The 23,321-nt window shown below is 39.8% G+C and carries 20 protein-coding genes and 1 pseudogene; 17 read left to right on the top strand and 4 right to left on the bottom strand.

Annotation, left to right across the window (positions count from 1 at the left end):
* Positions 1 to 13 precede the first annotated feature (13 nt).
* Positions 14 to 244, bottom strand: coding sequence for a DUF433 domain-containing protein (locus U2718_RS25880; RefSeq protein ID WP_342002830.1), 231 nt, complete (start codon positions 242 to 244; stop codon positions 14 to 16).
* A 196-nt stretch (positions 245 to 440) separates the two neighbouring features.
* On the opposite strand from U2718_RS25880, the pseudogene U2718_RS25875 reads away from it, so the two are divergent.
* Positions 441 to 555: pseudogene (locus tag U2718_RS25875) on the top strand (uroporphyrin-III C-methyltransferase); the annotation flags it as partial.
* On the opposite strand, the gene U2718_RS25870 reads toward U2718_RS25875, so the two are convergent.
* The 3 genes from U2718_RS25870 to U2718_RS25860 all read right to left on the bottom strand — a co-directional run bounded on the left by U2718_RS25870 (position 552) and on the right by U2718_RS25860 (position 7,366).
* A complete protein-coding gene (locus U2718_RS25870) occupies positions 552 to 2,339 on the bottom strand; it encodes a chemotaxis protein CheW (protein WP_342002831.1) in 1,788 nt (595 codons plus the stop codon). The pseudogene U2718_RS25875 and the gene U2718_RS25870 overlap by 4 nt on opposite strands.
* Before the next feature lie 482 nt (positions 2,340 to 2,821).
* Positions 2,822 to 6,085 (bottom strand): GAF domain-containing protein, encoded by a 3,264-nt coding sequence (locus U2718_RS25865; RefSeq protein WP_342002832.1) that lies wholly within the window; start codon positions 6,083 to 6,085, stop codon positions 2,822 to 2,824.
* Between the two features lie 159 nt (positions 6,086 to 6,244).
* Positions 6,245 to 7,366, bottom strand: coding sequence for a response regulator (locus U2718_RS25860; RefSeq protein ID WP_342002833.1), 1,122 nt, complete (start codon positions 7,364 to 7,366; stop codon positions 6,245 to 6,247).
* Between the two features lie 1,629 nt (positions 7,367 to 8,995).
* Here U2718_RS25860 and U2718_RS25855 point away from each other — a divergent pair.
* The 16 genes from U2718_RS25855 to U2718_RS25780 all read left to right on the top strand — a co-directional run bounded on the left by U2718_RS25855 (position 8,996) and on the right by U2718_RS25780 (position 23,122).
* The gene (locus tag U2718_RS25855) at positions 8,996 to 9,931 is read left to right on the top strand and encodes an RluA family pseudouridine synthase (RefSeq protein ID WP_342002834.1); all 936 of its coding nucleotides are present in this window, start codon (positions 8,996 to 8,998) and stop codon (positions 9,929 to 9,931) included.
* A gap of 675 nt (positions 9,932 to 10,606) precedes the next feature.
* A complete protein-coding gene (locus tag U2718_RS25850; RefSeq protein ID WP_289792668.1) occupies positions 10,607 to 11,125 on the top strand; it encodes a phycocyanin/phycoerythrocyanin subunit beta in 519 nt (172 codons plus the stop codon).
* A 150-nt stretch (positions 11,126 to 11,275) separates the two neighbouring features.
* Entirely contained in the window at positions 11,276 to 11,764 is a 489-nt protein-coding gene (locus U2718_RS25845; RefSeq protein ID WP_016874691.1) for a phycocyanin alpha subunit, read from the top strand.
* 177 nt (positions 11,765 to 11,941) lie between these two features.
* Positions 11,942 to 12,781 (top strand): phycobilisome linker polypeptide, encoded by an 840-nt coding sequence (locus U2718_RS25840; RefSeq protein WP_342002835.1) that lies wholly within the window; start codon positions 11,942 to 11,944, stop codon positions 12,779 to 12,781.
* A 135-nt stretch (positions 12,782 to 12,916) separates the two neighbouring features.
* On the top strand, positions 12,917 to 13,756 hold the full coding sequence (locus tag U2718_RS25835; protein ID WP_342002836.1) for a HEAT repeat domain-containing protein: 840 nt from the start codon (positions 12,917 to 12,919) through the stop codon (positions 13,754 to 13,756).
* Between the two features lie 194 nt (positions 13,757 to 13,950).
* Complete coding sequence (locus U2718_RS25830; RefSeq protein WP_342002837.1) at positions 13,951 to 14,580, top strand: HEAT repeat domain-containing protein; 630 nt, start codon at positions 13,951 to 13,953, stop codon at positions 14,578 to 14,580.
* Between the two features lie 843 nt (positions 14,581 to 15,423).
* Entirely contained in the window at positions 15,424 to 15,942 is a 519-nt protein-coding gene (locus tag U2718_RS25825; protein ID WP_342002838.1) for a phycocyanin subunit beta, read from the top strand.
* Between the two features lie 82 nt (positions 15,943 to 16,024).
* Positions 16,025 to 16,516 carry a phycocyanin subunit alpha gene (cpcA, locus tag U2718_RS25820; protein ID WP_342002849.1) on the top strand — a complete coding sequence of 164 codons (492 nt, stop codon included), beginning with the start codon at positions 16,025 to 16,027 and terminating at the stop codon, positions 16,514 to 16,516.
* Positions 16,517 to 16,668: 152 nt separating this feature from the next.
* Entirely contained in the window at positions 16,669 to 17,529 is an 861-nt protein-coding gene (locus U2718_RS25815) for a phycobilisome linker polypeptide (RefSeq protein ID WP_342002839.1), read from the top strand.
* A 180-nt stretch (positions 17,530 to 17,709) separates the two neighbouring features.
* Positions 17,710 to 17,955 carry a phycobilisome linker polypeptide gene (locus U2718_RS25810; protein ID WP_342002840.1) on the top strand — a complete coding sequence of 82 codons (246 nt, stop codon included), beginning with the start codon at positions 17,710 to 17,712 and terminating at the stop codon, positions 17,953 to 17,955.
* 9 nt (positions 17,956 to 17,964) lie between these two features.
* Complete coding sequence (locus U2718_RS25805; RefSeq protein ID WP_342002841.1) at positions 17,965 to 18,795, top strand: HEAT repeat domain-containing protein; 831 nt, start codon at positions 17,965 to 17,967, stop codon at positions 18,793 to 18,795.
* Between the two features lie 73 nt (positions 18,796 to 18,868).
* The gene (locus U2718_RS25800; RefSeq protein WP_342002842.1) at positions 18,869 to 19,474 is read left to right on the top strand and encodes a HEAT repeat domain-containing protein; all 606 of its coding nucleotides are present in this window, start codon (positions 18,869 to 18,871) and stop codon (positions 19,472 to 19,474) included.
* Positions 19,475 to 19,589: 115 nt separating this feature from the next.
* The gene (locus U2718_RS25795) at positions 19,590 to 20,429 is read left to right on the top strand and encodes a phycobilisome rod-core linker polypeptide (protein WP_342002843.1); all 840 of its coding nucleotides are present in this window, start codon (positions 19,590 to 19,592) and stop codon (positions 20,427 to 20,429) included.
* A gap of 98 nt (positions 20,430 to 20,527) precedes the next feature.
* Positions 20,528 to 21,271 (top strand): phycobilisome rod-core linker polypeptide, encoded by a 744-nt coding sequence (locus tag U2718_RS25790; RefSeq protein WP_342002850.1) that lies wholly within the window; start codon positions 20,528 to 20,530, stop codon positions 21,269 to 21,271.
* Positions 21,272 to 21,509: 238 nt separating this feature from the next.
* Positions 21,510 to 22,244: a phycobilisome rod-core linker polypeptide gene (locus U2718_RS25785; protein ID WP_342002844.1), complete on the top strand. Its 735-nt coding sequence runs from the start codon at positions 21,510 to 21,512 to the stop codon at positions 22,242 to 22,244.
* Between the two features lie 110 nt (positions 22,245 to 22,354).
* Positions 22,355 to 23,122 carry a phycobilisome rod-core linker polypeptide gene (locus U2718_RS25780; RefSeq protein ID WP_342002845.1) on the top strand — a complete coding sequence of 256 codons (768 nt, stop codon included), beginning with the start codon at positions 22,355 to 22,357 and terminating at the stop codon, positions 23,120 to 23,122.
* Positions 23,123 to 23,321: the final 199 nt, after the last annotated feature.

Genomic DNA, 23,321 nt, shown 5'->3' with positions numbered 1-23,321 from the left:
TCAATCAGGATTTTCATGCTGATCTAAGGGGTACTTCAATCTCTTCAGCCCGCCATGCAGCATAAGCAAGTGCTTCGTAAATATCCGCTTCTTCTAGATATGGATATGCTTTAAGAATGTCACTAGGGCTATGTGCAGATGCCATCAAGCCAACAATAGTGCCGACGGTTACACGCATTCCCCTAATGCAGGGTTTGCCACCCATCACTTCTGGATTACGGGTAATTCTAGTTAAATTTTGCATCACTTTTGTCTTCCCTTTATGTTTATGTGATTGCCAAGCCTAGAATGAGTTCGTCAATCTTTTCAATTATCTTAAGTTTCTTTTAAAAGAAATGCGATCGCTCTTAATTAATTGAAGAATTGGCAGTCAACAAAAAGACAAAACCGATTTTCAGCAATGGTATGTCGATGATGGGGTATATGAACAAGAAGAATGAATTGATGATTTGGGGACGACTGTAGAGCAAGTTGAGAGCGCCTGCGATTGTAGTGATTGGTGCAGTAGTTAATTTGCACAAGATCCTTTCTGGTTGTCGTCTGTTGTCGAGCTAAAGTTTGCAGTAATCCTCGCTCATTTGCAATAGCTCACCAACGCTCAACAGTGGCACTATCCGACCATCATCTAAAATAGTATAGTTTCTGTAGTAGGGTATGTTACCTTCTACTTGATGAATAGAAACTTTCCTTTCACCCCAACAGCGATCTATTTGTACTGCTAATGGGCGATCGCCTGCTTTGACAATTAATATACCAGCAGCCTCGATTTGGGGTGGAGTTTCCAAAGCTGAAGTGAGAGGATAGAGATAATTAAATTGTAAGTAATTCTCTAGACGAATTAACTGTAGTGTCGAATTTTGCCAGTTGAAAACTTCACTACCTCTTACCACCGAAACTTGTTCTGGATTTAGCAAGCATATTTCTTCAACTGTATCTATGGAAAATCCTAAAAGCATGTGATCGCTTTCTACTAGAAGCACTCGCTCTAATGAGAGGTCAATAGGGGTTTGTGTGATAGACTGTTGCAAATCTTGAACCGTTTTATTTAACAAACGACTGACTTGATTTGTATCTGCAAGACTAAGTTCAATCTCGTTTGCGATTTCTTGAATTTTTGTAATTGTTTCTATTACTGTCTGAGATGTAATTTCTAATTCTGGGCAATTATCTATTGATGTATTCTGGTTGTTAATACGCTCGTAATTTCCATTGTGGAATTGTATTTGAGACAAAGTAGATATTTTCGTTGCAAACTTATCGTAAGTTAGGCGCAACTCGTTATTATCTATCTCTAGCTTTTTTACACGGAGGCTGAGATTGCGAATGAGTTTATTTAATCTATCAATTTGCATTTCTAGACTATCATGCTGGATAGTAAGTTCCTTCATTAAATCATCAACGTTTTCTACTCTCTTGGCAAGAGTTTGCGTTATTGTTTCTTGATTTTCTCTGTGATTGCCAGATATTAATAATTCCTGTGATAGCTCTAAATTTATTACCTTATTCTCTGGCAGTCTTGGGATTAACTTTGATTTTTTTGGGTTACTAAATTCTGTTTTTGATAGAAAAATACTTGTAGGTATGCTCTCAAGCTGATTTGACAAAATTAATGCTTGCGATCGCCGCAATGTCGATAATGAAAGTTGAGTAATTTCTACGATATTTTCATCAGAGTCAATATTTTCTAGATGTTCTAGAATCGACTTACAAAGTTGGACAAAAGTTTTTAACTGAAGTATTTCTCCTAAACTAGCCAATTGAGTGGCTATGATCATGCATTCTGATTTTAAAGCAGATTTTTTGCTATTAGTTAATAAAGATTCTAGACGTTGCAAGTCTTCCTCTACTTCTGTTCTAAACAGAAAGTTTATCATGTCTTGCATTCCATCTGTGGGTGACAAAAGACTTATATTTTTATCAACATTGTGAAAGGATATATGCTTTTGTAGTTCTTCAAAGAGTGGATAACAAAAGGTTGCTAACCATTGCTCATCTATAATACAACCAATTGAGATTGATTCTACTATTTGACGCAGCCAATCAACTACTGATGCAAGTAAAGTGTGTAAATCTGTATCAATTTTTAAAGAGTGAGATTGTACTTTTAAAACTTGTAATGAATCTTCTAAATGTTGGGCAAAATTACCCAAAATATTAAATCCCATCATTCCAGCACCACATTTTATAGAATGAGTCGCTTGGAGTGCTGTATCAATTTTTGGTATAGAAAGTTGATAGTTAGGTTGTATTTCTAATAAAACTGTTTCCAGGGTATGCAAACTATCATTAGCTGTATCCAGAAATTGCATCTGGGTTTCGAGTTCCCTGTCTTTTAACATAAGTTGATTTGTTTGTACCAAATTCATGAGATACAATGGTTTTTCTGGTAGGCAATTGCCGATAATAAATTATTAAATTATAGATTATGAATTCTAGGAGATTTTGTAACTTCTATTTCAAACTGAGATTATTTATATTTTTAATGTTTCTTAAGTTGAGCTTAATCTAATGAGATTGTGAATAAAAAAGCACACAGATATTTGCTCATATTTTATCTATATCAATCTATATTTACAAGTAATTTAGAACAGCAAATTTTGTAGGGTGGACAATGCCTAACTTTCTTTAAAACCTGATTTTTACATGATTTTACATCTTGTGCCTAGTGTCTAAAATGCCTGGAGATGAAGTTCCAGGCTTATAGCTCAAGTCATTTAAAACTGACTAAAACAGAGAACCAATAAATTTATTTTGGCAAACAAGAGTGCAGATGCAAAATCTCAGTTATGAACAGTGACTAACTTTTGTACAAACAACTAGATTAACTAACTTTGAAATTTCTAACTGTTGCTTGTAATTGCTGATAAATTTCTACTGTTTTTTGCAGGGATGTAAAGATTTTGCGAGAGGAACTGCTTGTCAATTCTGATACTTTGGCAATTTCTTTGATAAAATTCATGACTTCTTTGGAATTATGCACTTGCAATCCGGTAGCGGTAGAAATTGATTGCACTAAATCGTCAATTTGACGACAGACATCTAGCATTTGATTTAAACTATGTTTGCTATCTTCTACTAGACGAGTTACTTCCATTACTTGGGCGCTTCCCAATTCCATTGCCTTAACTACTTCGCTAACTTCTAGTTGGATATTGGCAGCTATTCCTTCTATTTCACCAGTTACCCCAGCACTTTCGACTGCGAGTGCGGCAACTTCTTCAGAAAAGGAGGCAAAACCTTGATTATCTCCACCAACACGAGCCGCTTCAATACCAGCGTTAATGGCTAATAAATTAGTTTGGAGGGCAATTTTGTGAATTGAGGAAGTCAAACGAGAAATATTTTGCGAGTATTCTCCAAGACGCTTAAGTTTTTTCGCTGTTTCTCCCATTGCCTCTCGCAAACTTAAGATATTTTCTACAGTCAGATCCATTGCCGTATCGCCGATTTCTGCGGTGGGAGAGGCAGCACGAGCAACTGCTGTGGCAAGTCTGGCGTTTTTGGCTACGCCTTTCATTGAAAGTCTAATTTGATCGACAACATCAAGGGTACGGCTGATTTCCTGTTGCTGTTTAAATGCGTCAATTGCTAGTTGAGCGATCGCACCAGAGTTTTCTGCAACTGTACCATTCAATTGGCTCGCAGCTGCTTTAACTTGAATCGCAACATCCTGCAAGTTTTCTACCATTGAGTTACAAAAGTCAGCGATCGCGCCTACTTCTCCTTTTGTAACTTCCACACGTACTGTCAAATCGCCTTTTTTAGCTCCAGCAAGATTATCTATTAGTTTAAGCAGTTGCTGTTGTAGTTGTTCTGTTTGCTGACGTTGGAGCACAGAAGCTTTTTCGCTTTGCTCTAAAAGATTTGCTCGCTCTAAAGCTAATCCTACAAGTCTTGTGAATTGCTCAAATAAATCAATTTCTGCCTGCTGCCATACGCGGGTTCTTGTACACTGATGGGCAATCAACAAGCCCAGCACGTTACCTCCGGATAGAATAGGTGCTTCTAGATGAGCTTTGACTGCTAATGATTCGAGTTGTTTGATGTAAGACTCAGCAAAACCTGCTTGGTAAATATTATTGGTTACCAGCACATCACCTTGCCGATACTTGTCTATATAATCTTGTAAACCAGATAATTTTGTATCTACAGCGCAAGGTAAACCGTCTACTCCGGATTCAGCTAAAATGTTACCTTGCGACTTCTCGTCAAATTGACAAATTACAACTCGATCCACCTTTAAAGCTTTGCGGATTCCTTGAACTGCTAAACTGTAGATTTCTTGGCTGTTGAGATTTCCAGATAAGTAAATGGCAAAGTCTTTCAATGCCTGGCTCACCTCTAGTAAACTCACTCTTTCTAAAGCAAGCCCAACTTGCACTGCTAACTGCCTTAAGAAATTAATTTCAAAGGGTTGCCAAACATGAGGCGCCCAGCAGTAATGAGCCATCAGGAAACCAAAGATTTGATTATCTTTGAGAATTGGTGTTGCCAAAATCGCTTTGACTTCCAATTGTTCCATTAATTTGAGATACTCAGGGGCAAAATCCATCTCAAAAATATTATTGGCAACTAACACCCCACCTATTGAGTATGCTTCCATTAGCTGCCTGGCAATTGAGCCATCTTCAATCGTGTCTCCCAAAGTTACAGGCAAACTAGGAGCAACAGACTCAGCTACTACTTGCCCGCGCCCGTGAGCATTAAAGTGATAGACAACAACTCGATGCGCTCCTAGTGCTTGTCGAGCTTCTGTAACTGTTATGTTAAATAAATCTTCGCAATTGAGTGACTGGCGAATTGTGGCAGAGATGTTTGTGAACAACTTTAAGCGTTCAGCTTCTGCTTTTTGCTTGTTTAACAAGTCTTGCAGTTGATCTGCCATGCGGTTAATACTGGCTCCCAAAGTCGCAAACTCATCTTCACCACGAACGGTAATTCGAGTGTCAAAGTTACCTCTAGCCAGTTTTTTCACTACCATGGTTGCATTTTGAATTGGTAGGGTAAGGCGGGTAGCTAAAATTGCAGCGATCGCACCTACCAGTACAGCTGTGACGACAATGCCAATTGTTAATATCAGCAATATTTGTCTTTGAGTTGCCAAGGCAATAGCTTTATCTGTACTTAAAACTAAGCTCCAATTTAAGTCTGGTAAACCTTCTGTTGTTTGCCAGGGAACGTATGTTGTTAAGTCTTCAGCATGGCCCTTTTTATCAGGTAATATGCGTGTTAATATCTGATTCGCATTTTGCAGTTGCTCCCAACTTGGAATTACTTTTTGAGCATCTTTACCGACATCACTCTTGTTCTTTGCTAAAAAAATCTTTCCTGTCTCATCTATGAGATGATATTCATCTCGAATTCCTGGCAGCTTGTTGAGTGTCTGTGCTAAAGATTGCACAGATATCACTGCCTGAATAATATAAATAGTTTTATCTGTGACACTATCTTTGACAGGTACAGCTAAGAGAATTTTTGACTGTTCTGTATTTATTGTTGTAAATGGTTGGCTGACATAAGGTTGATTGGTTTTAAGTATTGCTTGAAAATATTCCTGATTTTTTTGATTAGGAATTGATTGTCCTTGTGTTTGTAAAAATACTTCTCCATTCAGTTTTAAAATTGCTATGCTTTCATAAAACTGATAAATTTCTTGCCAGTTATTTATCCTTGCTTTCTGCTCTATAAAACTAGTAATATTTCTCTGCTTTGGGTTAGTAAGAAAACTTTGACTGGCAAATAACTGAACCTCTCCAGTTCGTGCCAGAATGAACTGTTGAATATTGTGTGATAAATCAATAGCACTAGCTTGTTTTATCTTACTTATTTCTTTTGTCAGAGATTGATTGACTAAGTAATAAGTAAATGCTCCAATTCCTAAAATTGGTAGGGTAGAGATGGCAACAGCAAAAGCAGTCGCTTTAGTGCGTAAGCTCGCCTGCTTTATCCATATAATTACGCTACGAATGGGAGAATATGGAGAATAACTTCTCGGTTGTAATACAGTTACAGTTTCTAATGGAACTGTAAAGGAATTTTGTGTAGAGTTACGGTTTTTTTTGTTGACATCAATTCTATTAGTCATTAAGGATTTCTCTATTTTCTATAGTCAAATGTTTGTCAATTTCCAATAAGTGATATGCTTTGTTTTACTCTAGCTAATATCAAATTTATCAAATCGTAAAACACAACTCTCAAAATTCATATCATTTTGGTTCTATTCTTGCTTGCTGTATGTGCTAATTCAATCAAGATGTTGAAAGATAATTTTGATTAAATCTGATTGAGCAAAAGGCTTATTCAAAAAACCTGAAGCTCCTACAATTTTAGCTCTAGCCTTATCTATAAAACTTGTTCTACCAGTAATCATGATTATAGGCGTTTCTTGAAAAAGAGAATGATTGCGTACTAAAGAACACAGTTCATAACCATCTATATTTGGCATCTCAATATCTAATAGAATTATATCTGGTTGAAGGCGAATAATATGTACTAAACCTCGCAATGGCTCATTGATACCAACAACAGAAAAAATTTGCTCATCTAAAAATCTTTGAATAGTATTAACTACTATTGGACTGTCATCAATACACAAAACTTTGTAGACTTTTTTCTCAGTAGATGTCTGGGTAATAGAGCGACTATTTTGGTTTTCAGTGACAACAGGGTTAGTTAAAACCTGATGATTACTTGGTTTTGATAATGTCGATTTCGACTCAGCAGGATTTACAACTTGACGATGCTGCTGATGTGGCGTGTTCACATTGGTAGCACCAACTCTTGCCGATTTTGTATTGGTGGTGAACAAACTACTTTGTGAGGATTTACTTTGTAGGCGTTGCTGCGATCGCTTTTGACAGCATTCGACGAGTAAACGTATATCCAGATGGCAGTACTTTGGCATCTCATCGAGAAAACTATAGGAAGTAAATTCATAACTTCCCTCTTTTAAGCTCAAAAAAGATTCTAAAATTTCTAGCGCCAACTGTTCTATCAAAATTCCAGCTTGGGTAGGCGTAATATACTTCTGCTTAACTAACCAACAAATAGCTAAATAATCTGGATTAGGTATGGCTTGATTTTCGATGCCAGTTTCAAATATTGCTTGCAGGTGTTCTTTAATTCCATGATGAAGAGTAGGAATTTTTTGGCTGAAATGCTGTAGGTGTTTGTAAAGGATTTCAAACATTTTCTCTGTACAGCAGGCATAAATTAATTTTCCTTCCCGTACATAGATTAACCAAGAGGCTGAAGCTGTAAAAACTTGCAAACAACCAGTCGTAGATTTACTCGTAATTTTTTTGAGGAGAAATAGTGGTTGTAGTGATTGATAAAATCTGTATCTATTTATAGGAAGTACCTTCATGGCTATGGCTCTCAATTGAAATCAAGGTTTACAAATTCAATTCGGTAAGTATCCTTGCTATTGCCAAATACCAAAATGGCTTAAATTGTTGCCATGAAACAAGTGTCTATCTTAGGTACTAGCGAGCGAGGATCGGGTATTGAGTATCCACGAACAGTTTCCCTTAAAAGTTTACTGTTCACTGTCTCTAGCACCCGATCTACAGACAATGCTGTTGTGTGAAGTTCTGTTTTCAACCACAGCAAAATCTTCGCTGGTACGACACTAATAACTAACTCCCACGATATGATTGCTGAGTAGATGCTTGACTCAGCAACAGAAAATTACAAGATGCAACTGTTATTCGTCTAGAAGAAGAAAGTTTCTTCATATGTAACGAAAATAAATTCTAAAGTTTAGCTCTGATGATTTGGAGAATTGCCCTAATGATCTGGATGAAGATTCACCCTACAAAATATCTCTGCTCAATTTATTAATTTTGAGCCAAATAAAAAAGTGTAGTGCATAGTCAAAATCAAAGCTTATTCCTAACTTTTAGATTACTACACTTTAACAAAAAAAAATTACGAAATGTATTAAAAATACTGAATTAACTAAACAAAACATGAAAACTTTTTATTTTAATGATCATAGTAAAGACAATGATAAATTTACTCTTGACTGCTTATATTTTGTATCCAAATAACAAAAATGCGCAGGATTTTATGCTTTTATATCTATTAAATAGTAACTATGAATGCATTTATGCAAAATAAATTATAAAAAACATCTAGATTGTGTGTAAAATTGAATAATTTGATATATTCACAGTTGCTATTACTCCAGTATTTATCAGTAATATATCGCTATTAGTTCTATTTTTTTGTTCTTACATTTTTCCAATCTCGTGTGATTAAGTATTAGGTAAGCTTACTCGAAATCATAAGCAACAGTAAAAATACTATTCTCTTTACTACTGAAATAGATATTCAAAGAATCTGATTTGAATCCGGATAAAATATAAATCAGAATAAAAATTGCTCAAATTAAACTGGAACTGAGTAATTAATAACTCAATCAATAGCCATTAGATAATATATTATACATACAGAAAAGACAGGTAATTTAACTACTTTGCCACTATCTACTTATTTAATGACAGACTGCACATACAGAAAGAATATTTTTTAATAAGACATTTGATAAATACAAAAAATCCTAATCATTTTTATGTTAAAGATTTTCCGGATCGAGTTTAAAAATAATGTATTTTTAACAGCAAGATAAAATACTGATATATCAAAATTATTGTAATTGAGTATCAAAATATTAATGTTTTTTGTGTAGTAAATTACAGATGAAAACAGTCTGTTATCTAAGAAACAATATTCTTGTGTGACGAGAGTAAATTTTTAAGCTTGAAAATGATAATGGATGTTATGCCAAGATTGCTACTATTTTTCAAGCTTTTTGTACCGTGTATTTAGAGTAATTCGTTAAAATAGCTAAAGTTACTATTCCAAAACTTGTGGCAGTCGAAATATGATCTATATCTGAGTAAAGCGAGTTGAATGTCTTGATGGCAGACTATTGAAGTTATCACCAGCACTAACAAAAACTACAAACACTGGAAATTCAATCAACGCAACTGTGACCGAAATTAGTTTACAAGTAGAAGAACAGGGAGAACGTCTTGATCGCTACCTTGCCGAAAAGTTAACAGATTTATCTCGTTCTCGTATTCAACAGTTAATTGAACAAGGTAACATCCAAGTTAATGGCAAAGTCTGCACGTCTAAAAAGGCAAATGTTAAAGCAGGCGATCGCATCATGCTAGAGATTCCCGCTGCTGAACCCCTCAAACTGCAAGCAGAAGACATTCCCCTAGACATCCTCTACGAAGACGATCAACTGCTGATTCTTAACAAAGCTGCGGGGTTAGTAGTTCATCCTGCACCAGGTCATCCAGATGGTACCCTGGTGAATGCGATTTTGGCTCATTGTCCCAACCTACCAGGAATCGGTGGAGTACAGCGTCCGGGAATTGTCCACCGACTAGACAAAGATACAACAGGAGCGATCGCTATTGCCAAAACCGAATTGGCTCATCAACACCTACAAGCACAACTCAAAGCTAAAACTGCACGTAGAGAATACTTAGGTATTGTCTATGGTGCGCCGAAAACTGAAAGCGGTACAGTTGATTTAGCGATCGGCCGCCATCCTGTAGATCGCAAAAAAATGGCTATCCTATCCGTAGAACAAGGTGGACGTTCTGCGGTAACCCATTGGCGAGTATTAGAACGTTTGGGCAACTATACATTGATGCACTTTCAACTAGAAACCGGACGTACCCATCAAATTCGTGTCCATAGTTCCCATATTGGTCATCCTATTGTCGGCGATCCTGTTTATAGTTCAGGTCATTCTGTAGGTGTAAATTTACCAGGGCAAGCACTTCATGCCTGGCGATTGAGGTTGCGGCATCCATTGTCTGGAGACTGGGTTGAAGTCACTGCGCCTGTTCCCGAAACTTTTACAACTCTGCTAGAAGTTTTGCGACGCCGAATTGGCATCTCTCGCTAGAGATAAAAATGAGAAATTTTTCAGAATTTTCTTAACTCATCTTTACAGAACTTTACGCGATCCCCAGTATCAAAGTTACAGTTAAACCGGGAAATATCTGAGCTTTGTCGTGATGGTTTAAGTAAATTTGGTTTTTGAGTTTTAAGTATTTTGACTCAGCGAAGAAGATAAGAAAAAAGTTATATAAAATACAGAATTTTTTGATAGAGCAGGATGCGCTAAATTTAACTAGGCTTTATTAATGCGAGATAAGTTTAGATTATTTGTTGTTTTTGTTACAAAATATTCTACAGCCAGATTTTATTAACTTAGATAAACAAAAGTATTCAATTGTAAATATAGGCTCAACTTAAATATAGCAAAAAGCTTGATACTTCAATCAATTGTGGATAATTAGCTAGGGTTTTACACTTATTAAATAAAGTTCACAAAAAAAGAATACAAGCAATATATAAAATACGAACAAGGTTTGAAAGTAATTACCAATATCAAGACAAACGTAAAAATTTTTGAGCAAACTGTTGCACATATTTATGATGTTTTCCAACTATTGATGTGCAATAATTGCCAGTTTTATATTGCTTATCTGTCTTGAGAAAATAATTACTTTGAGCCGAAAAAAGCTAACTACAACAGTTTGAAATAGCTGCCATAAATTCGAGGAGAAAATAAAAAATGCTTGACGCTTTTTCTAGAGTCGTTGAACAAGCTGATAAAAAAGGTGCTTACCTGAGTGGTGATGAAATTAATGCTCTCCAGGCAGTAGTTGCTGATAGCAATAAGCGCTTGGATGTAGTTAACCGACTCACTAGCAATGCTTCCTCCATTGTGGCGAATGCTTATCGTGCTTTAGTAGCAGAACGTCCGCAAGTATTCAATCCTGGCGGTGCTTGCTTCCACCATCGCAACCAAGCTGCTTGCATCCGCGATTTAGGATTCATTCTGCGTTATGTAACTTATTCCGTACTAGCTGGCGACACCAGTGCTATGGACGATCGCTGCTTAAACGGTTTGCGTGAAACATATCAAGCTCTTGGTACTCCTGGTGATGCTGTCGCTTCTGGAATTCAAAAAATGAAAGAAGCTGCACTTCAAATTGCAAACGATCCCAATGGAATTACCAGAGGCGATTGTAGTCAATTAATGTCTGAAGTAGCTAGTTATTTTGACCGTGCTGCTGCTGCTGTTGCTTAATATGTTTTTGTCGGACATTGCACTTTGTTGAAAATGTCCTTTGTCGTTACAGAGGACATAAAAATACAGTTAAATGTGCGGCATTTGAAGCAAAGATTTTTCCAAATTTTTTAGTAGTTAGTTGACAAGTTTTCGGAGATTAAGCAAATTATGAAAACCCCATTGACTGAAGCGATCGCCGCCGCAGATGTTCGCGGTTCTTACCTAAGCAACACTGAATTACAAGCAGTATTTGGTCGTTTTAATCGTGCTCGTGCTGGCTTAGAAGCCGCCAGAGCATTTGCTCAAAATGGTAAAAAATGGGCGGAAGCTGCAGCCAATCATGTTTATCAAAAATTCCCTTACACCACTCAAATGCAAGGGCCACAATACGCTTCCACTCCAGAAGGTAAATCTAAGTGCGTGCGTGATATAGACCACTATCTTCGTACTATTAGCTACTGCTGTGTAGTTGGTGGTACTGGCCCCTTGGATGATTATGTAGTTGCAGGCTTGAAGGAATTCAACAACGCTCTTGGTTTATCTCCTAGCTGGTACATAGCTGCTCTTGAATTTGTCCGCGACAATCATGGTTTGTCTGGTGACGTTGCTGGTGAAGCTAATACCTACATTAATTATGCAATTAACGCATTAAGCTAATCCCAAACAGCTAGTGTCTTTGTCCTTGCTTAATGGCTAATGGTTAGTGGCTGATAGTTAATGGCTAATAGCTGATGAAAAATACAATTAGCATTTAGCAATTAACAATTAGTTATTGGCAATTAGCCATTAGTCGTGTTTTAAAAAGAAACGATTTAGAATGGAGCGATTGTCAAGATGACTACTTCAGTCGCAGAACGCTTTGGAATTAGAGACGAAATCGGCAACAAAGTTGAATTGCGCTCAAATTGGAGTGAAGATGAGCTGCAATTGATATTTCGGGCAGCCTACGAGCAAGTTTTTGGGCGTCAAGGAGTATATGCCAGCCAAAGATTTACAAGTGCCGAAGCTTTATTGCGTAACGGTAAAATAAGCGTCAAACAATTTGTTGAGCTTCTAGCAAAATCCGAATTTTACAAAGAGTGCTTCTTTTACAAGAATTCTCAAGTGCGGTTCATTGAATTGAACTATAAGCATTTGCTGGGACGTGCACCCTACGATCAATCAGAAATTGCATTCCACGTAGATCTTTATGCGTCTGGTGGTTACGATGCTGAAATAGAATCTTACATTTATAGCCCAGAATACGACAATGCCTTCGGTAATTTTGTCGTTCCCTATTTCCGTGGCTTTCAGTCAATTCCTGGGATGAAAACCGTAGGATATAACCGTATTTTCGAGCTTTACCGTGGTAGGGGTAACAGCGATAACGCTCAATTTGGTAGCAAAGGTTCGCGGCTACGGTCAAAAATTTCGATGAATATGCCAAATATGATCGTGCCACCTTCATCACCAGCTGGTGGCTTTACATCAGCCGCACCGACTTTAATCAGTTCTCCTGCATTAGGAGATTCTCGGATGTTTGTTGTCGAAGCAATTACTGGTACATTAAATACGAAAGTAGCAGTACGTCGCAGCAGACAAATTTATACCGTACCTTACGAGCGACTTTCAGCCACATACCAAGAAATTCACAAGCGTGGTGGCAAGATAGTTAAAATTACGCCAGCCTCGTAGAAGAGGACACGGGGAGGTGGAGACACGGTGACACGGGGAAAAGACATGAGTCGCGATCCTTCCCCTTGTCCCCCCATCCTCTTTCTCCGCGTCTTTAGTTTTAATTTTTGACTTTTAACTTTTGACTTTACTTTTATGACTGCTGCTTATTCTACCGAACCAATTCTTTCTCCGGAAGCAGCGATCGCAGCATTAAGTGGTGAAGATAATCAAATCCGCTATTACGCTGCTTGGTGGTTGGGAAAGCATCAAGTACAAGCGGGTTGTACGGCATTATGTGAAGCTCTGTTTGATGATGGTTATCGCATCCCATCAGGAGGTTATCCCCTACGCCGTCAAGCTGCACGGGCGTTAGGGCAACTCAAAAATCCGCAAGCAGTACCAGCGTTGATTAAAGCGTTGGAATGTAATGAGGATATGGGTTTGCGAGAAGCGGTGATTCACGCTCTAGCAGCTATGGGTGACAAGCAAGCTGTTAATCCTTTGCTGAATCTCCTACAATCGAGTCAACAGCAGCCTTATGAAGCTCTAATTGAAGCGCTAGCCACTTTGCAAGTATGGTCTGCTCGTCCCCTGATAGAATCTTATCTTAATCATTCTTCTGAGCGAGTACAATGCGCTGCGGCGCGATATTTGTATCTTTTAACTCAAGAACCCCAATACATTGAACGTATTGTCAAAAATCTTAATCATGACAATATGTATTTGCGCTGGGCGGCAATATTTGATTTGGGAGCCGTCGGGCATCGCCAAGCTGTAGATGCGATTCTCGCAGCTCCGGTTGCCAACAGTTTAAAGCTGTTAAATTTGAAGCGTATTCTCGAAGCTTTGTTAACTAGCGATCGCCTGTGCGGAGATGGTGATAGATACAACACATCCCCAACTCTAGCGTCAAATACGTCCAAGAAAGACTCTGACAAAGAAATAACACAGTTACTGTTCCAAGCAATTGATGATTTGTTAATTCAATTGTGAAGGGGATTGGGAAGAGGACAAGGGGACAAAGGGACGCGGGGACACGGAGTAAGAGGACAAGGGGACAAAGGGACGCGGGGACACGGAGAATTATCATTCACGTTCTTGCCCCAAGTCTGATTGTCTCCCCTGCTCCTTGTCCTCTTCAAGCGTCCCTAGTCCCTTTTTTAATGTCTGCATTATCTCTAGCAAGAATGAATACACTAAAATTTACAGACAACAAGCAACTTATTTCTCAATTAAACTCTGCTTCATTGCCAGCAGATGCAGTTTCTGCAATTGCTGCCATAGCTGCTAGTGAAACTACGGAAATTGCAGTGATTTCTGCTTTGATTCAAGCCCTAAGTCATCATCATCCTTCTGTGAGTGCAGCGGCAGTTAAAGTTTTAGTAAAGCTAGCACCTGCAACCGTAGAACCACTGATTAGTGCTTACTATAACTCTCGCGATCAAGGTTTACAAGCATATATCATTCAAGCTTTAGCCCAAATTGGCGATCGCACAGCATCTGATTTATTAGCAGAGGTAGTCGGTACAGAAGTTGCAAATCATTGTCAAGGTAATGTACGTCGTATTGCTGCACGTGGATTAGGAAAAATAGGCAGTACGACAAAAGACGCAAAAACTATCTTTGGTGTTGTCCAAAAACTGACTTGGGCATTGCTGACTCCAGAAGATTGGGGGCTGCGTTATGCCGCTGCTGTTTCTTTACAGGAAATTGCTACCCCAGAAGCTCACTCTGCTTTGATGACAGCATTTGATCGAGAACCGGATCAAGTTGTGCGATCGCGAATCGCAACAGCTTTAGAAAAAATTCTGCTATAGAAGCTACAGACTGGAGAATCAAAATATGAGCAGGATTGGGAGATACAAATACTTTTGTCTTCTCCCCTCTTGATGCTGTTCTCACAGCAGTAGGGTAAACATTGCCCTTTAAAGCCAATCTGGTAAACATTTGAGAATTAATGCTCAATGCTTTGAAGTTCTCCACGGCAGGAAACCCACCTACAGGAATTCTCTCCACCTTACACAAAACTGCTGTAATGCTATTTTTACAGCAGCATTGTTTTTGGTATTAATACCTACCGTTCTCCTCAAGTTTCTCTAGTCGTGACAAATTTCAGCAACTAGCCGCAATATTTAGAACTTTTTTGTTAAGAAATCTTTACACATTACCCTATGTCTACCAAAGTTATATACAACTTCAATAGGTTGTTTTATATGACTTGTGGCAAAAGTTAAAAAAATCTAAACAAAGAAACATTGCGCCTCATTTCGATTATTTACAAAGTTTTGTTACATAAAATCACTGCTTATTCTCAGTTACAGCCCTTGTATGTAAAGCTTTTGAGGCTTTTCTTATTGGTCTATCTCATTTATTCATAATTTGTAACAGATAATGCCCCTATAGCATTGTATAAACATAAGCTGGAGGGGTTAAACAGCAGGCAAAAGTTAAAGATGGCAATCAATTCGTAAAGTTTGCCAGTTTCTCATAAAAACACTCCAGTTTCTCATTTTTCTCGTTTAACTTGAAAAATGGGGGATGACTCAGAAAAAAAAGAGAAACGCTCTCATTCATGGTCTGTGATTAACCAATCCACATTGATAAAACATTGCCAGTTTTAATCAAGACAGCACTCAACTAAGGAATTAGGAGAATATTCCATGTTAGACGCATTTGCCAAGGTGGTTTCTCAAGCCGACTCCAGAGGTGAGTTCCTGAGCAGCGATCAACTAGATGCTCTAAGCAATCTGGTTAAAGACGGTAACAAGCGCTTGGATGTTGTTAACCGCATCACCAGCAATGCTTCCACCATCGTAACCAACGCTGCTCGCTCTTTGTTTGAAGAGCAGCCCCAGTTGATTGCTCCTGGTGGTAATGCTTACACAAACCGTCGCATGGCTGCTTGCCTCCGCGACATGGAAATCATCTTGCGCTATGTTACCTACGCTGCATTGGCTGGTGACGCTAGTGTTTTGGATGACCGTTGCTTGAACGGCTTGCGCGAAACCTACCAAGCTTTGGGTACTCCCGGTTCTTCCGTAGCAGCTGGTGTTCAAAAGATGAAAGAAGCTGCAATCAACATTGCTAACGACCCCAACGGTATCACCAAAGGTGATTGCAACTCCTTGATTTCTGAATTGGCTAGCTACTTTGATCGCGCTGCTGCTGCAGTTGCCTAATTAACATCAAAACAAAAAAAGCCCAGAAACCCAAAGTATAGGTATCTCGGCTATAAGTTACAAAACTTTAAGGAGATTCTAGATCATGAAGACACCAATTACCGAAGCAATTGCAGCTGCTGATACCCAAGGACGTTTTCTGAGCAACACTGAATTACAAGCTGTTAACGGTCGTTTTCAGCGTGCTGCTGCTAGCATGGAAGCTGCTCGCGCTTTAACTTCCAACGCGCAACGCTTGATTGATGGTGCTGCTCAAGCTGTATATCAGAAGTACCCCTACACCACCCAAACCAGTGGACCTCAGTTCGCTGCTGATTCTCGTGGTAAGTCTAAGTGTGCTCGTGACATCGGTCACTACCTGCGGATCATCACCTACTCCTTGGTTGCTGGTGGCACTGGCCCTCTGGATGAGTTCTTGATTGCTGGTTTGGCTGAAATCAACAGCGCTTTCGATTTGTCTCCCAGCTGGTACGTTGAAGCTTTGAAATACATCAAAGGTAACCACGGTTTATCTGGTCAAGCTGCTAACGAAGCCAACACCTACATTGATTACGCAATCAACGCTCTCAGCTAGATAGCGTAATGCCCGGAGAGGGATGCAGCTGTTTGGAATTACCTGGCAGTTGGATCAAGCTCCGGGCATAGTTGTATCTGGGGATTGATAAAAAATATTTATCAAACACGCAAAGAATGTCAGCGTGTAAATAAATAGGGGGACAGAGAAATATGGCGATTACAGCAGCAGCATCTAGGCTGGGAACAGAGGCTTTTAGCGATACGGCTAAAGTTGAGCTGCGTCCCTACGCAAGCAGAAATGATGTGGAAATAGTCATCCGTGCCGTATATCGGCAAGTTTTAGGTAATGACTACATCATGGCATCAGAACGCCTTGTGAGTGCAGAATCACTCCTGCGGGATGGTAACCTGACAGTGCGGGAGTTTGTCCGTAGCGTTGCCAAGTCAGAACTCTACAAAAAGAAATTCTTCTACAACAACTTCCAAACTCGGTTTATCGAACTCAACTACAAGCATTTGTTGGGTCGTGCTCCCTACGATGAGTCTGAGGTAATTTATCACTTAGACCTATACCATAGTGAAGGGTTTGATGCTGAAATTGACTCCTACATTGATTCAGTCGAATACCTAAACAACTTTGGCGACAATGTTGTCCCATATTACCGCGGTTTTGAAACCCAACCCGGACAAAAAACAGTTGGTTTTAACCGGATGTTCCGTTTATACCGGGGTTATGCCAACAGCGATCGCGCTCAAGTAGAAGGCAGCAAAACCCGTCTGGCAAGGGAATTGGGAACTAACAGCGCGTCCTCAATTGTTGGGCCTTCTGGCAGCAATTCTAACTGGGGTTACCGTGCAAGTACGGATGTAACGCCCAGAAAAAATATGGGAAATGCTGTCGGAGAAGGGGATCGGGTTTATCGGATCGAAGTCACCGGACAGCGCAATCCTGGATTTCCTAGCGTGCGTCGTAGCAGCTACGCAATTGTCGTACCCTACGAGCGACTTTCGGACAAAATTCAGCAAATTGTACGTCAAGGTGGCAAAATCGTCAGCGTTACACCAGCGTAATCAAGTCGAGAGTTAGGAGTGGGGGTTATGAGTTAAGAGTTATGAGTCATGAGTTATGAGTTATGAGTTGAAGAAAATACAAATTCTAAGCTCCTAATTCTTAACTCCTAACTCTTAACTTCTAGCTCCTAACTCCTAACAATTGCCTAAAAGCTAATTCCACAGGAGAGGTAAACAAGGATGTTCGGTCAAACCACAGTTGGTGCTAATGGCATTTCTAGTGCAAACAGCCGGATGTTTCGTTATGAAGTCGTAGGCTTGCGCCAAAACGAAGAAAATGACAAAAATAGCTACGACATCCGTCGCAGTGGCAGCGTATTTATGACCGTGCCATACAACCGCATGAACGAAGAAATGCAGCGGATTACCCGCATGGGCGGTAGAATCATCAAAATTGAGCCTTTGACCTCGGAAACAGAAAATTAAGTTCTAGGAATGATAGAACCAATGGCGGAAGAATATTCCGCAGAAAATGCGCCGCCACTGACAAAAGAGCAAGCGATCGCCAATCTATCATCACCAGATTTAAGTCTCCGCTATTATGCTGCTTGGTGGTTGGGTAAATTTCGCGTCTGTGAGCCAATTGCTGTAGATGCCCTCATTGTGGCGTTAGAAGATGAAGCCGACAGAACCGAAATGGGAGGCTATCCTTTACGACGCAATGCTGCTAGAGCACTCGGTAAAATAGGTGATTTACGAGCTTTACCAGGACTAATTAAGTGTTTGGAATGCTCTGACTTTTATGTACGCGAGGCAGCAGCTCAATCTCTAGAAATGCTGGGAGATATGATTGCTGCACCAGCACTGATGCGGCTGCTAGACGGGGGTGTAGCAGCCGCATCTCAAGTACCAGGACGTCCTCACCTAACCCAACCTTACGAAGCAGTATTAGAAGCCTTAGGAGCTATTGGTGCGACTGAGGCTGTTCCTCTCATTGAACCCTTCTTTAAGCATCCAGTGCCACGAGTGCAATGTGCAGCAGCAAGAGCAATGTACCAACTAACACAAGATGTCTCCTATGGAGAATATTTGGTGAAAATGTTGGACAATAGCAATTTGCAATTACGCCGTGTAGCCTTGGGTGATTTGGGTGCAATTGGGTATCTACCAGCATTAGATGCGATCGCTAATGCCAAGGTAGAAAATAGTTTTAAACTCATAGCCCTCAAAGGCTTGTTAGAGCATCAACTTCAACAGGAGTCAGATGCTTCCTCTGTTGGAGTGGATGCCATTCGAGTCATGAACTTAATGGATTCACTTTTGTAGTCATTTGTTATTAGTCCTTTGTCCTTTGTTCAAAGCTAATCACAAATGACAAACGACCAATGACTGATGACTAATGACTGATACCCAACAATTAATTTGCGCCGTAGCAGAAGCAAACTCACCAGCGCAGATGATCGCAGCAGTACAAAAATTGGCAGATGTAAAAGATGAAGCGGCAATTCCCACTTTAATTGCCGTGTTTGGCTATAACAACCCAGCGGCAGCAGTAGCAGCAGTAACTGGACTAACGGAGTTAGGAGAAGCTTCGGTACCACAATTGCTAGCACAAATCGATGATTATAACTATGGCGCACGAGCTTATTCAATTCGAGCTTTAGCGGCGATCGCCGATCCGCGTGCTTTAGATGTATTGCTAGCATCAGCAGCCACCGATTTTGCTCCCAGTGTCCGTCGTGCCGCTGCTAAAGGATTGGGAAATTTGCACTTTGCAAAGCTACCAGTCTCAGAACGCCAAACAGCATTAACTAAAGCACTGGAAACTCTGCTGTTCATCTCTCAAGATGCAGATTGGTCAATTCGTTATGCTGCTGTTGTTGGTTTAGAAGCCTTAGCAAAAAACCCTGAGTTACAACAGCCAATTCAAGCAAGACTTGCAGAAATATTGGCTTTTGATCCAGAGAATGCTATCCGCGCTCGCGTGCAGCTAGCTCAAAAATAGGGACTAGGGATTAGGTACCGGGGATTGGGTATTAGGATTTCTTTATTCCTAGCCCCTAGCCTCTAGCCTCTATCCCCTATCCCTCCATCTCCATCAAACAAGGTAAAAATTACAGATGCCAATACCATTACTTTCTGTTACTCCTTCCACACAAAATCAGCGTGTCGAAGGCTACGAAGTACCCAGCGAAGACACGCCAACAATATATCGATTAACGGACGCGATTTCAGATTCAGATATTGACGCTATTATCTGGGCAGCCTATCGGCAAATCTTTAGCGAACACCTAATTTTAGAAAATTATCGCCAATCTTTCCTAGAATCGCAGTTGCGAAACAGGGCAATTAACATTCGCGACTTTATCCGAGGCTTAGGTAAATCTGAAGTATACCGCGAAGAAGTAGCAAAAACAAACTCTAACTACCGTTTAGTAGACATCAGCTTCAAACGGTTTTTAGGACGTGCTACTTATAACAAAGATGAGCAAATTACTTGGTCGATTGTAATTGCGACTAAAGGTTTGCACGGTTTTATTGATGCCTTAGTAGATAGTGAAGAGTACCGCCAAAATTTTGGTGACGACATTGTACCTTTCCAACGCCGTCGTTTCAAAGACCGTCCTTTTAATTTAGTCAATCCCCGTTACGCTGATTACTGGCGTAATCAAGAGCTTACACGTTCTTTAGAAGGTCAAACCTTCTATCAAGTTGTACGTGCAGGAGAATCAGTACAACGCGGCGTTCGTCAAGCAATTCCTTTTACATTCTTGTCAATGGCAGCTAGTATCGCACCAGGTGGGATGAATTACCAGCGTACAGCAGATAGCGCTAGAAATTTTGCTGCTGTAGCACAGATTCCCGATACAACCCGCGAATCTGCAACTCCTCCTCCAACTGTAAAACCCGCATCAGTTGCTCTACCTTATCGTTACATTCCTGGTAACAAAACAACTTAAATAGTCATTAGTCATTGGTCGTTAGTCATTGGTTTTTCACACAAAAACAAAACAAATGACAAGGACAAATGACAAATAACAAAGGACAAATATTTACAATGTCAATACCTTTACTAGAATACAAACCCAGTTCCCAAAATCAGCGTGTTGCTGGTTACGAAGTACCTAACGAAGATTCTCCAAGAATATATCGTTTAGAGGACTCTCCTACTGAAAGCGAAATCAAAGAATTAATTTGGGCTGGATATCGACAAATATTCAGCGAACACGAAAACCTCAAATTTTATCGCCAAAAAAATTTAGAATCTCAATTGAAAAACCGAGCAATTACTGTGCGCGACTTCATCCGAGGTTTGGCAAAATCAGAAGGTTTTCGTCGGTTAGTGGTAGAGACAAACTCTAATTACCGAATTGTAGAGATTTGTCTCAAACGTATTTTGGGTCGTGCATCTTACAACAAAGACGAAGAAATCGCTTGGTCAATTAAAATTGCTACTCAAGGCTTTGGCGGCTTTATTGATGCTTTGGTAGACAGTGAAGAATATCAAACCAACTTTGGTGATAATACAGTTCCTTACCAACGTCGCCGCTTCAAAGATAGACCCTTTAATTTGGTTACACCTCGCTATGGTAACTACTGGCGAGACAAATTAGAAAATGAGCGCTATAAGTCGGGTGATATTAAGAACTTCTTGGATCTAGCCAAGTCAATTGAGATTAAGACAGTTAATTACAATCCTGTTAGTACTGCCAACATCACAATTCCCGACACCACTCGGAATACTCAACCACAAGGTATTCCCGTGTCCGTTAGTCCTAGCGCTAGTTTCCCGTTAAGCTAAACTGAAATGGATAGTGGTTAGTAGGTAGAGACGCTTCGGTTCCTCGCGTCTGCACATTAGTTGTTACTAGAAAATTCAACTAATCACCAACAACTAACAAACATCCAAAAGTGGGTCTGGGTAAATCCAAAATAAGTTCACACAATTTAGAAGGTTGGTAGATTTACTTGAGAATTCCTAAGGTATAAATCGCATAACCTTCTAAAGTGCCAAATCATGCAATGAGGTGAATAAAAATATGGTAGTACCTGTACTCGAATATAAACCCACTACCCAAAATCAGAGAGTTAGTAGCTTTGGAACGACAGATATTAATGAAGATACTCCTTATATCTATCGTCTTGAAGATATTAAGTCTAGTGGCGAAATTGAAGAATTAATTTGGGCAGCTTATCGTCAAGTTTTTAACGAACAAGAAATTCTTCAATTTAACCGTCAAATAGCTCTGGAAACTCAACTCAAAAACAAATCGATCACAGTACGCGATTTTATCCGTGGATTGGCAAAATCAGACCGATTTTATCAGTTGGTAGTTGCAGCTAATAATAACTATCGACTAGTAGAAATTTGTCTGAAGCGTTTGTTAGGTCGTGCTCCATACAACCGAGAAGAAGAAATTGCTTGGTCTATTCAAATCGCCACTCGCGGTTGGGCAAGATTTGTAGATGCATTGATTGACTCTCAAGAGTATGAGCAAGCCTTTAGTGACAATACGGTACCCTATCAGCGCAAGCGGATGTCAATAGACAGACCATTCAGCTTTACCCCGCGCTATGGTGCAGACTATCGCGACAAAGCAGGTATTGTTAAAACCAGTTGGGTACATGATACCGAATGGTATAAGTTTTTGGCTGCGTCAGCCTATCCTCAAAAAGTCGATTGGAGAATGTTATCAGCTGTACTGGTTGGATTTTCTGCGATCGCCACTTTCTTGCTCGTACTAAATTGGTTTGTAAACAGTTCTATCTTCTAAACAGAATGCGGGAAAATAGTTAATGAAATAGGATTGCAATCACGCAAGCCTTCTTCTATTTTCCCAAAAGCTCTGTTTAATTTGTTGATAATTTAAGAGGGAAATTGCCAATGGCACTGCCATTACTTCAATATAAACCCAGCAGCCAAAATCATCGGGTTACAAGCTTTGGCCCGTCCGATCTAGATGAAGATACACCCTATATCTATCGCTTAGAAGATATCAGCTCTTATAGCGACAGGCAAAATATCATTTGGGCAGCTTATCGCCAAGTTTTCAGCGAGCATGAAATTCTGAAGTTCAATCGTCAACAGCACTTGGAATCTCAGCTGAAAAATGGTTCTTTGACAGTACGCGATTTTATTCGTGGTTTAGCTAAGTCTGAAGCTTTCTACCGCTTGGTTGTCTCGGTTAATAACAACTACCGTCTCGTCGATATTTGCCTCAAGCGCTTTTTAGGTCGTTCTGCTTATAACAAAGAAGAAGAAATTGCTTGGTCAATTGTGATTGGTACCAAAGGATTTGGCGGCTTCGTTGATGCTCTAATTGACAGTAACGAATACACCGAAGCATTTGGTGAAAATACCGTTCCCTACCAACGCAAGCGTTTGGTGGATCGTCCCCACAACTTGGTAACTCCTCGCTACGGCGAAGACTTCCAAGAAAGTGCTGGCACCGTCAAAACCGACTGGCGCTTTACATTGCAGAACTTCTACAGCCGTAAAGCCCAAGAACGGCGACTGGCAGAAGGCGATCCTCGCAAGTATGCCGACATGGCATCTGCGATCGCTCCCCAAGGTAACTATGCTCAAAATATTCGCGCAGCCGAACTTGATTACATGAGCTTAGTACCTTCTCGTAGTGGCAGCAGACGCTAAAATTGCGAGCTAAAACCGCAACTCTGATTACTTAATTAGATTGCTAATAATTTGATACTGGGTCTGATTTCCGCACTGATGCAATGATAGCCTTGCAGTTCTTCTGTTAGTTAGGCATTGCGTTAGTGGAGATTAGACCCAGTAGTTTTTAGTACTAAATAAATGTTAGTGGATGATGGATAGTGGTAAAAACTTTTAC

Source organism: Chlorogloeopsis sp. ULAP02, from assembly GCF_038404745.2.
Classification (GTDB): domain Bacteria; phylum Cyanobacteriota; class Cyanobacteriia; order Cyanobacteriales; family Nostocaceae; genus Chlorogloeopsis.
Note: the sequence above shows the minus strand (reverse complement) of the source record. Positions and strands in the feature narration are given on the sequence as shown.

Excerpts from the sequence above, each read along its gene's own strand:
- U2718_RS25860 (WP_342002833.1), bottom strand. The coding sequence starts at position 7,366 with ATGAAGGTACTTCCTATAAATAGATACAGATTTTATCAATCACTACAA.
- U2718_RS25790 (WP_342002850.1), top strand. The coding sequence starts at position 20,528 with ATGTCAATACCTTTACTAGAATACAAACCCAGTTCCCAAAATCAGCGT.
- U2718_RS25880 (WP_342002830.1), bottom strand. The coding sequence starts at position 244 with ATGCAAAATTTAACTAGAATTACCCGTAATCCAGAAGTGATGGGTGGC.
- U2718_RS25850 (WP_289792668.1), top strand. The coding sequence starts at position 10,607 with ATGCTTGACGCTTTTTCTAGAGTCGTTGAACAAGCTGATAAAAAAGGT.
- U2718_RS25840 (WP_342002835.1), top strand. The coding sequence starts at position 11,942 with ATGACTACTTCAGTCGCAGAACGCTTTGGAATTAGAGACGAAATCGGC.
- U2718_RS25865 (WP_342002832.1), bottom strand. The coding sequence starts at position 6,085 with ATGACTAATAGAATTGATGTCAACAAAAAAAACCGTAACTCTACACAA.
- U2718_RS25785 (WP_342002844.1), top strand. The coding sequence starts at position 21,510 with ATGGTAGTACCTGTACTCGAATATAAACCCACTACCCAAAATCAGAGA.
- U2718_RS25800 (WP_342002842.1), top strand. The coding sequence starts at position 18,869 with ATGACTGATACCCAACAATTAATTTGCGCCGTAGCAGAAGCAAACTCA.
- U2718_RS25810 (WP_342002840.1), top strand. The coding sequence starts at position 17,710 with ATGTTCGGTCAAACCACAGTTGGTGCTAATGGCATTTCTAGTGCAAAC.
- U2718_RS25795 (WP_342002843.1), top strand. The coding sequence starts at position 19,590 with ATGCCAATACCATTACTTTCTGTTACTCCTTCCACACAAAATCAGCGT.
- U2718_RS25835 (WP_342002836.1), top strand. The coding sequence starts at position 12,917 with ATGACTGCTGCTTATTCTACCGAACCAATTCTTTCTCCGGAAGCAGCG.
- U2718_RS25830 (WP_342002837.1), top strand. The coding sequence starts at position 13,951 with ATGAATACACTAAAATTTACAGACAACAAGCAACTTATTTCTCAATTA.
- U2718_RS25805 (WP_342002841.1), top strand. The coding sequence starts at position 17,965 with ATGATAGAACCAATGGCGGAAGAATATTCCGCAGAAAATGCGCCGCCA.
- U2718_RS25815 (WP_342002839.1), top strand. The coding sequence starts at position 16,669 with ATGGCGATTACAGCAGCAGCATCTAGGCTGGGAACAGAGGCTTTTAGC.
- U2718_RS25780 (WP_342002845.1), top strand. The coding sequence starts at position 22,355 with ATGGCACTGCCATTACTTCAATATAAACCCAGCAGCCAAAATCATCGG.
- U2718_RS25870 (WP_342002831.1), bottom strand. The coding sequence starts at position 2,339 with ATGTTAAAAGACAGGGAACTCGAAACCCAGATGCAATTTCTGGATACA.
- U2718_RS25825 (WP_342002838.1), top strand. The coding sequence starts at position 15,424 with ATGTTAGACGCATTTGCCAAGGTGGTTTCTCAAGCCGACTCCAGAGGT.
- U2718_RS25845 (WP_016874691.1), top strand. The coding sequence starts at position 11,276 with ATGAAAACCCCATTGACTGAAGCGATCGCCGCCGCAGATGTTCGCGGT.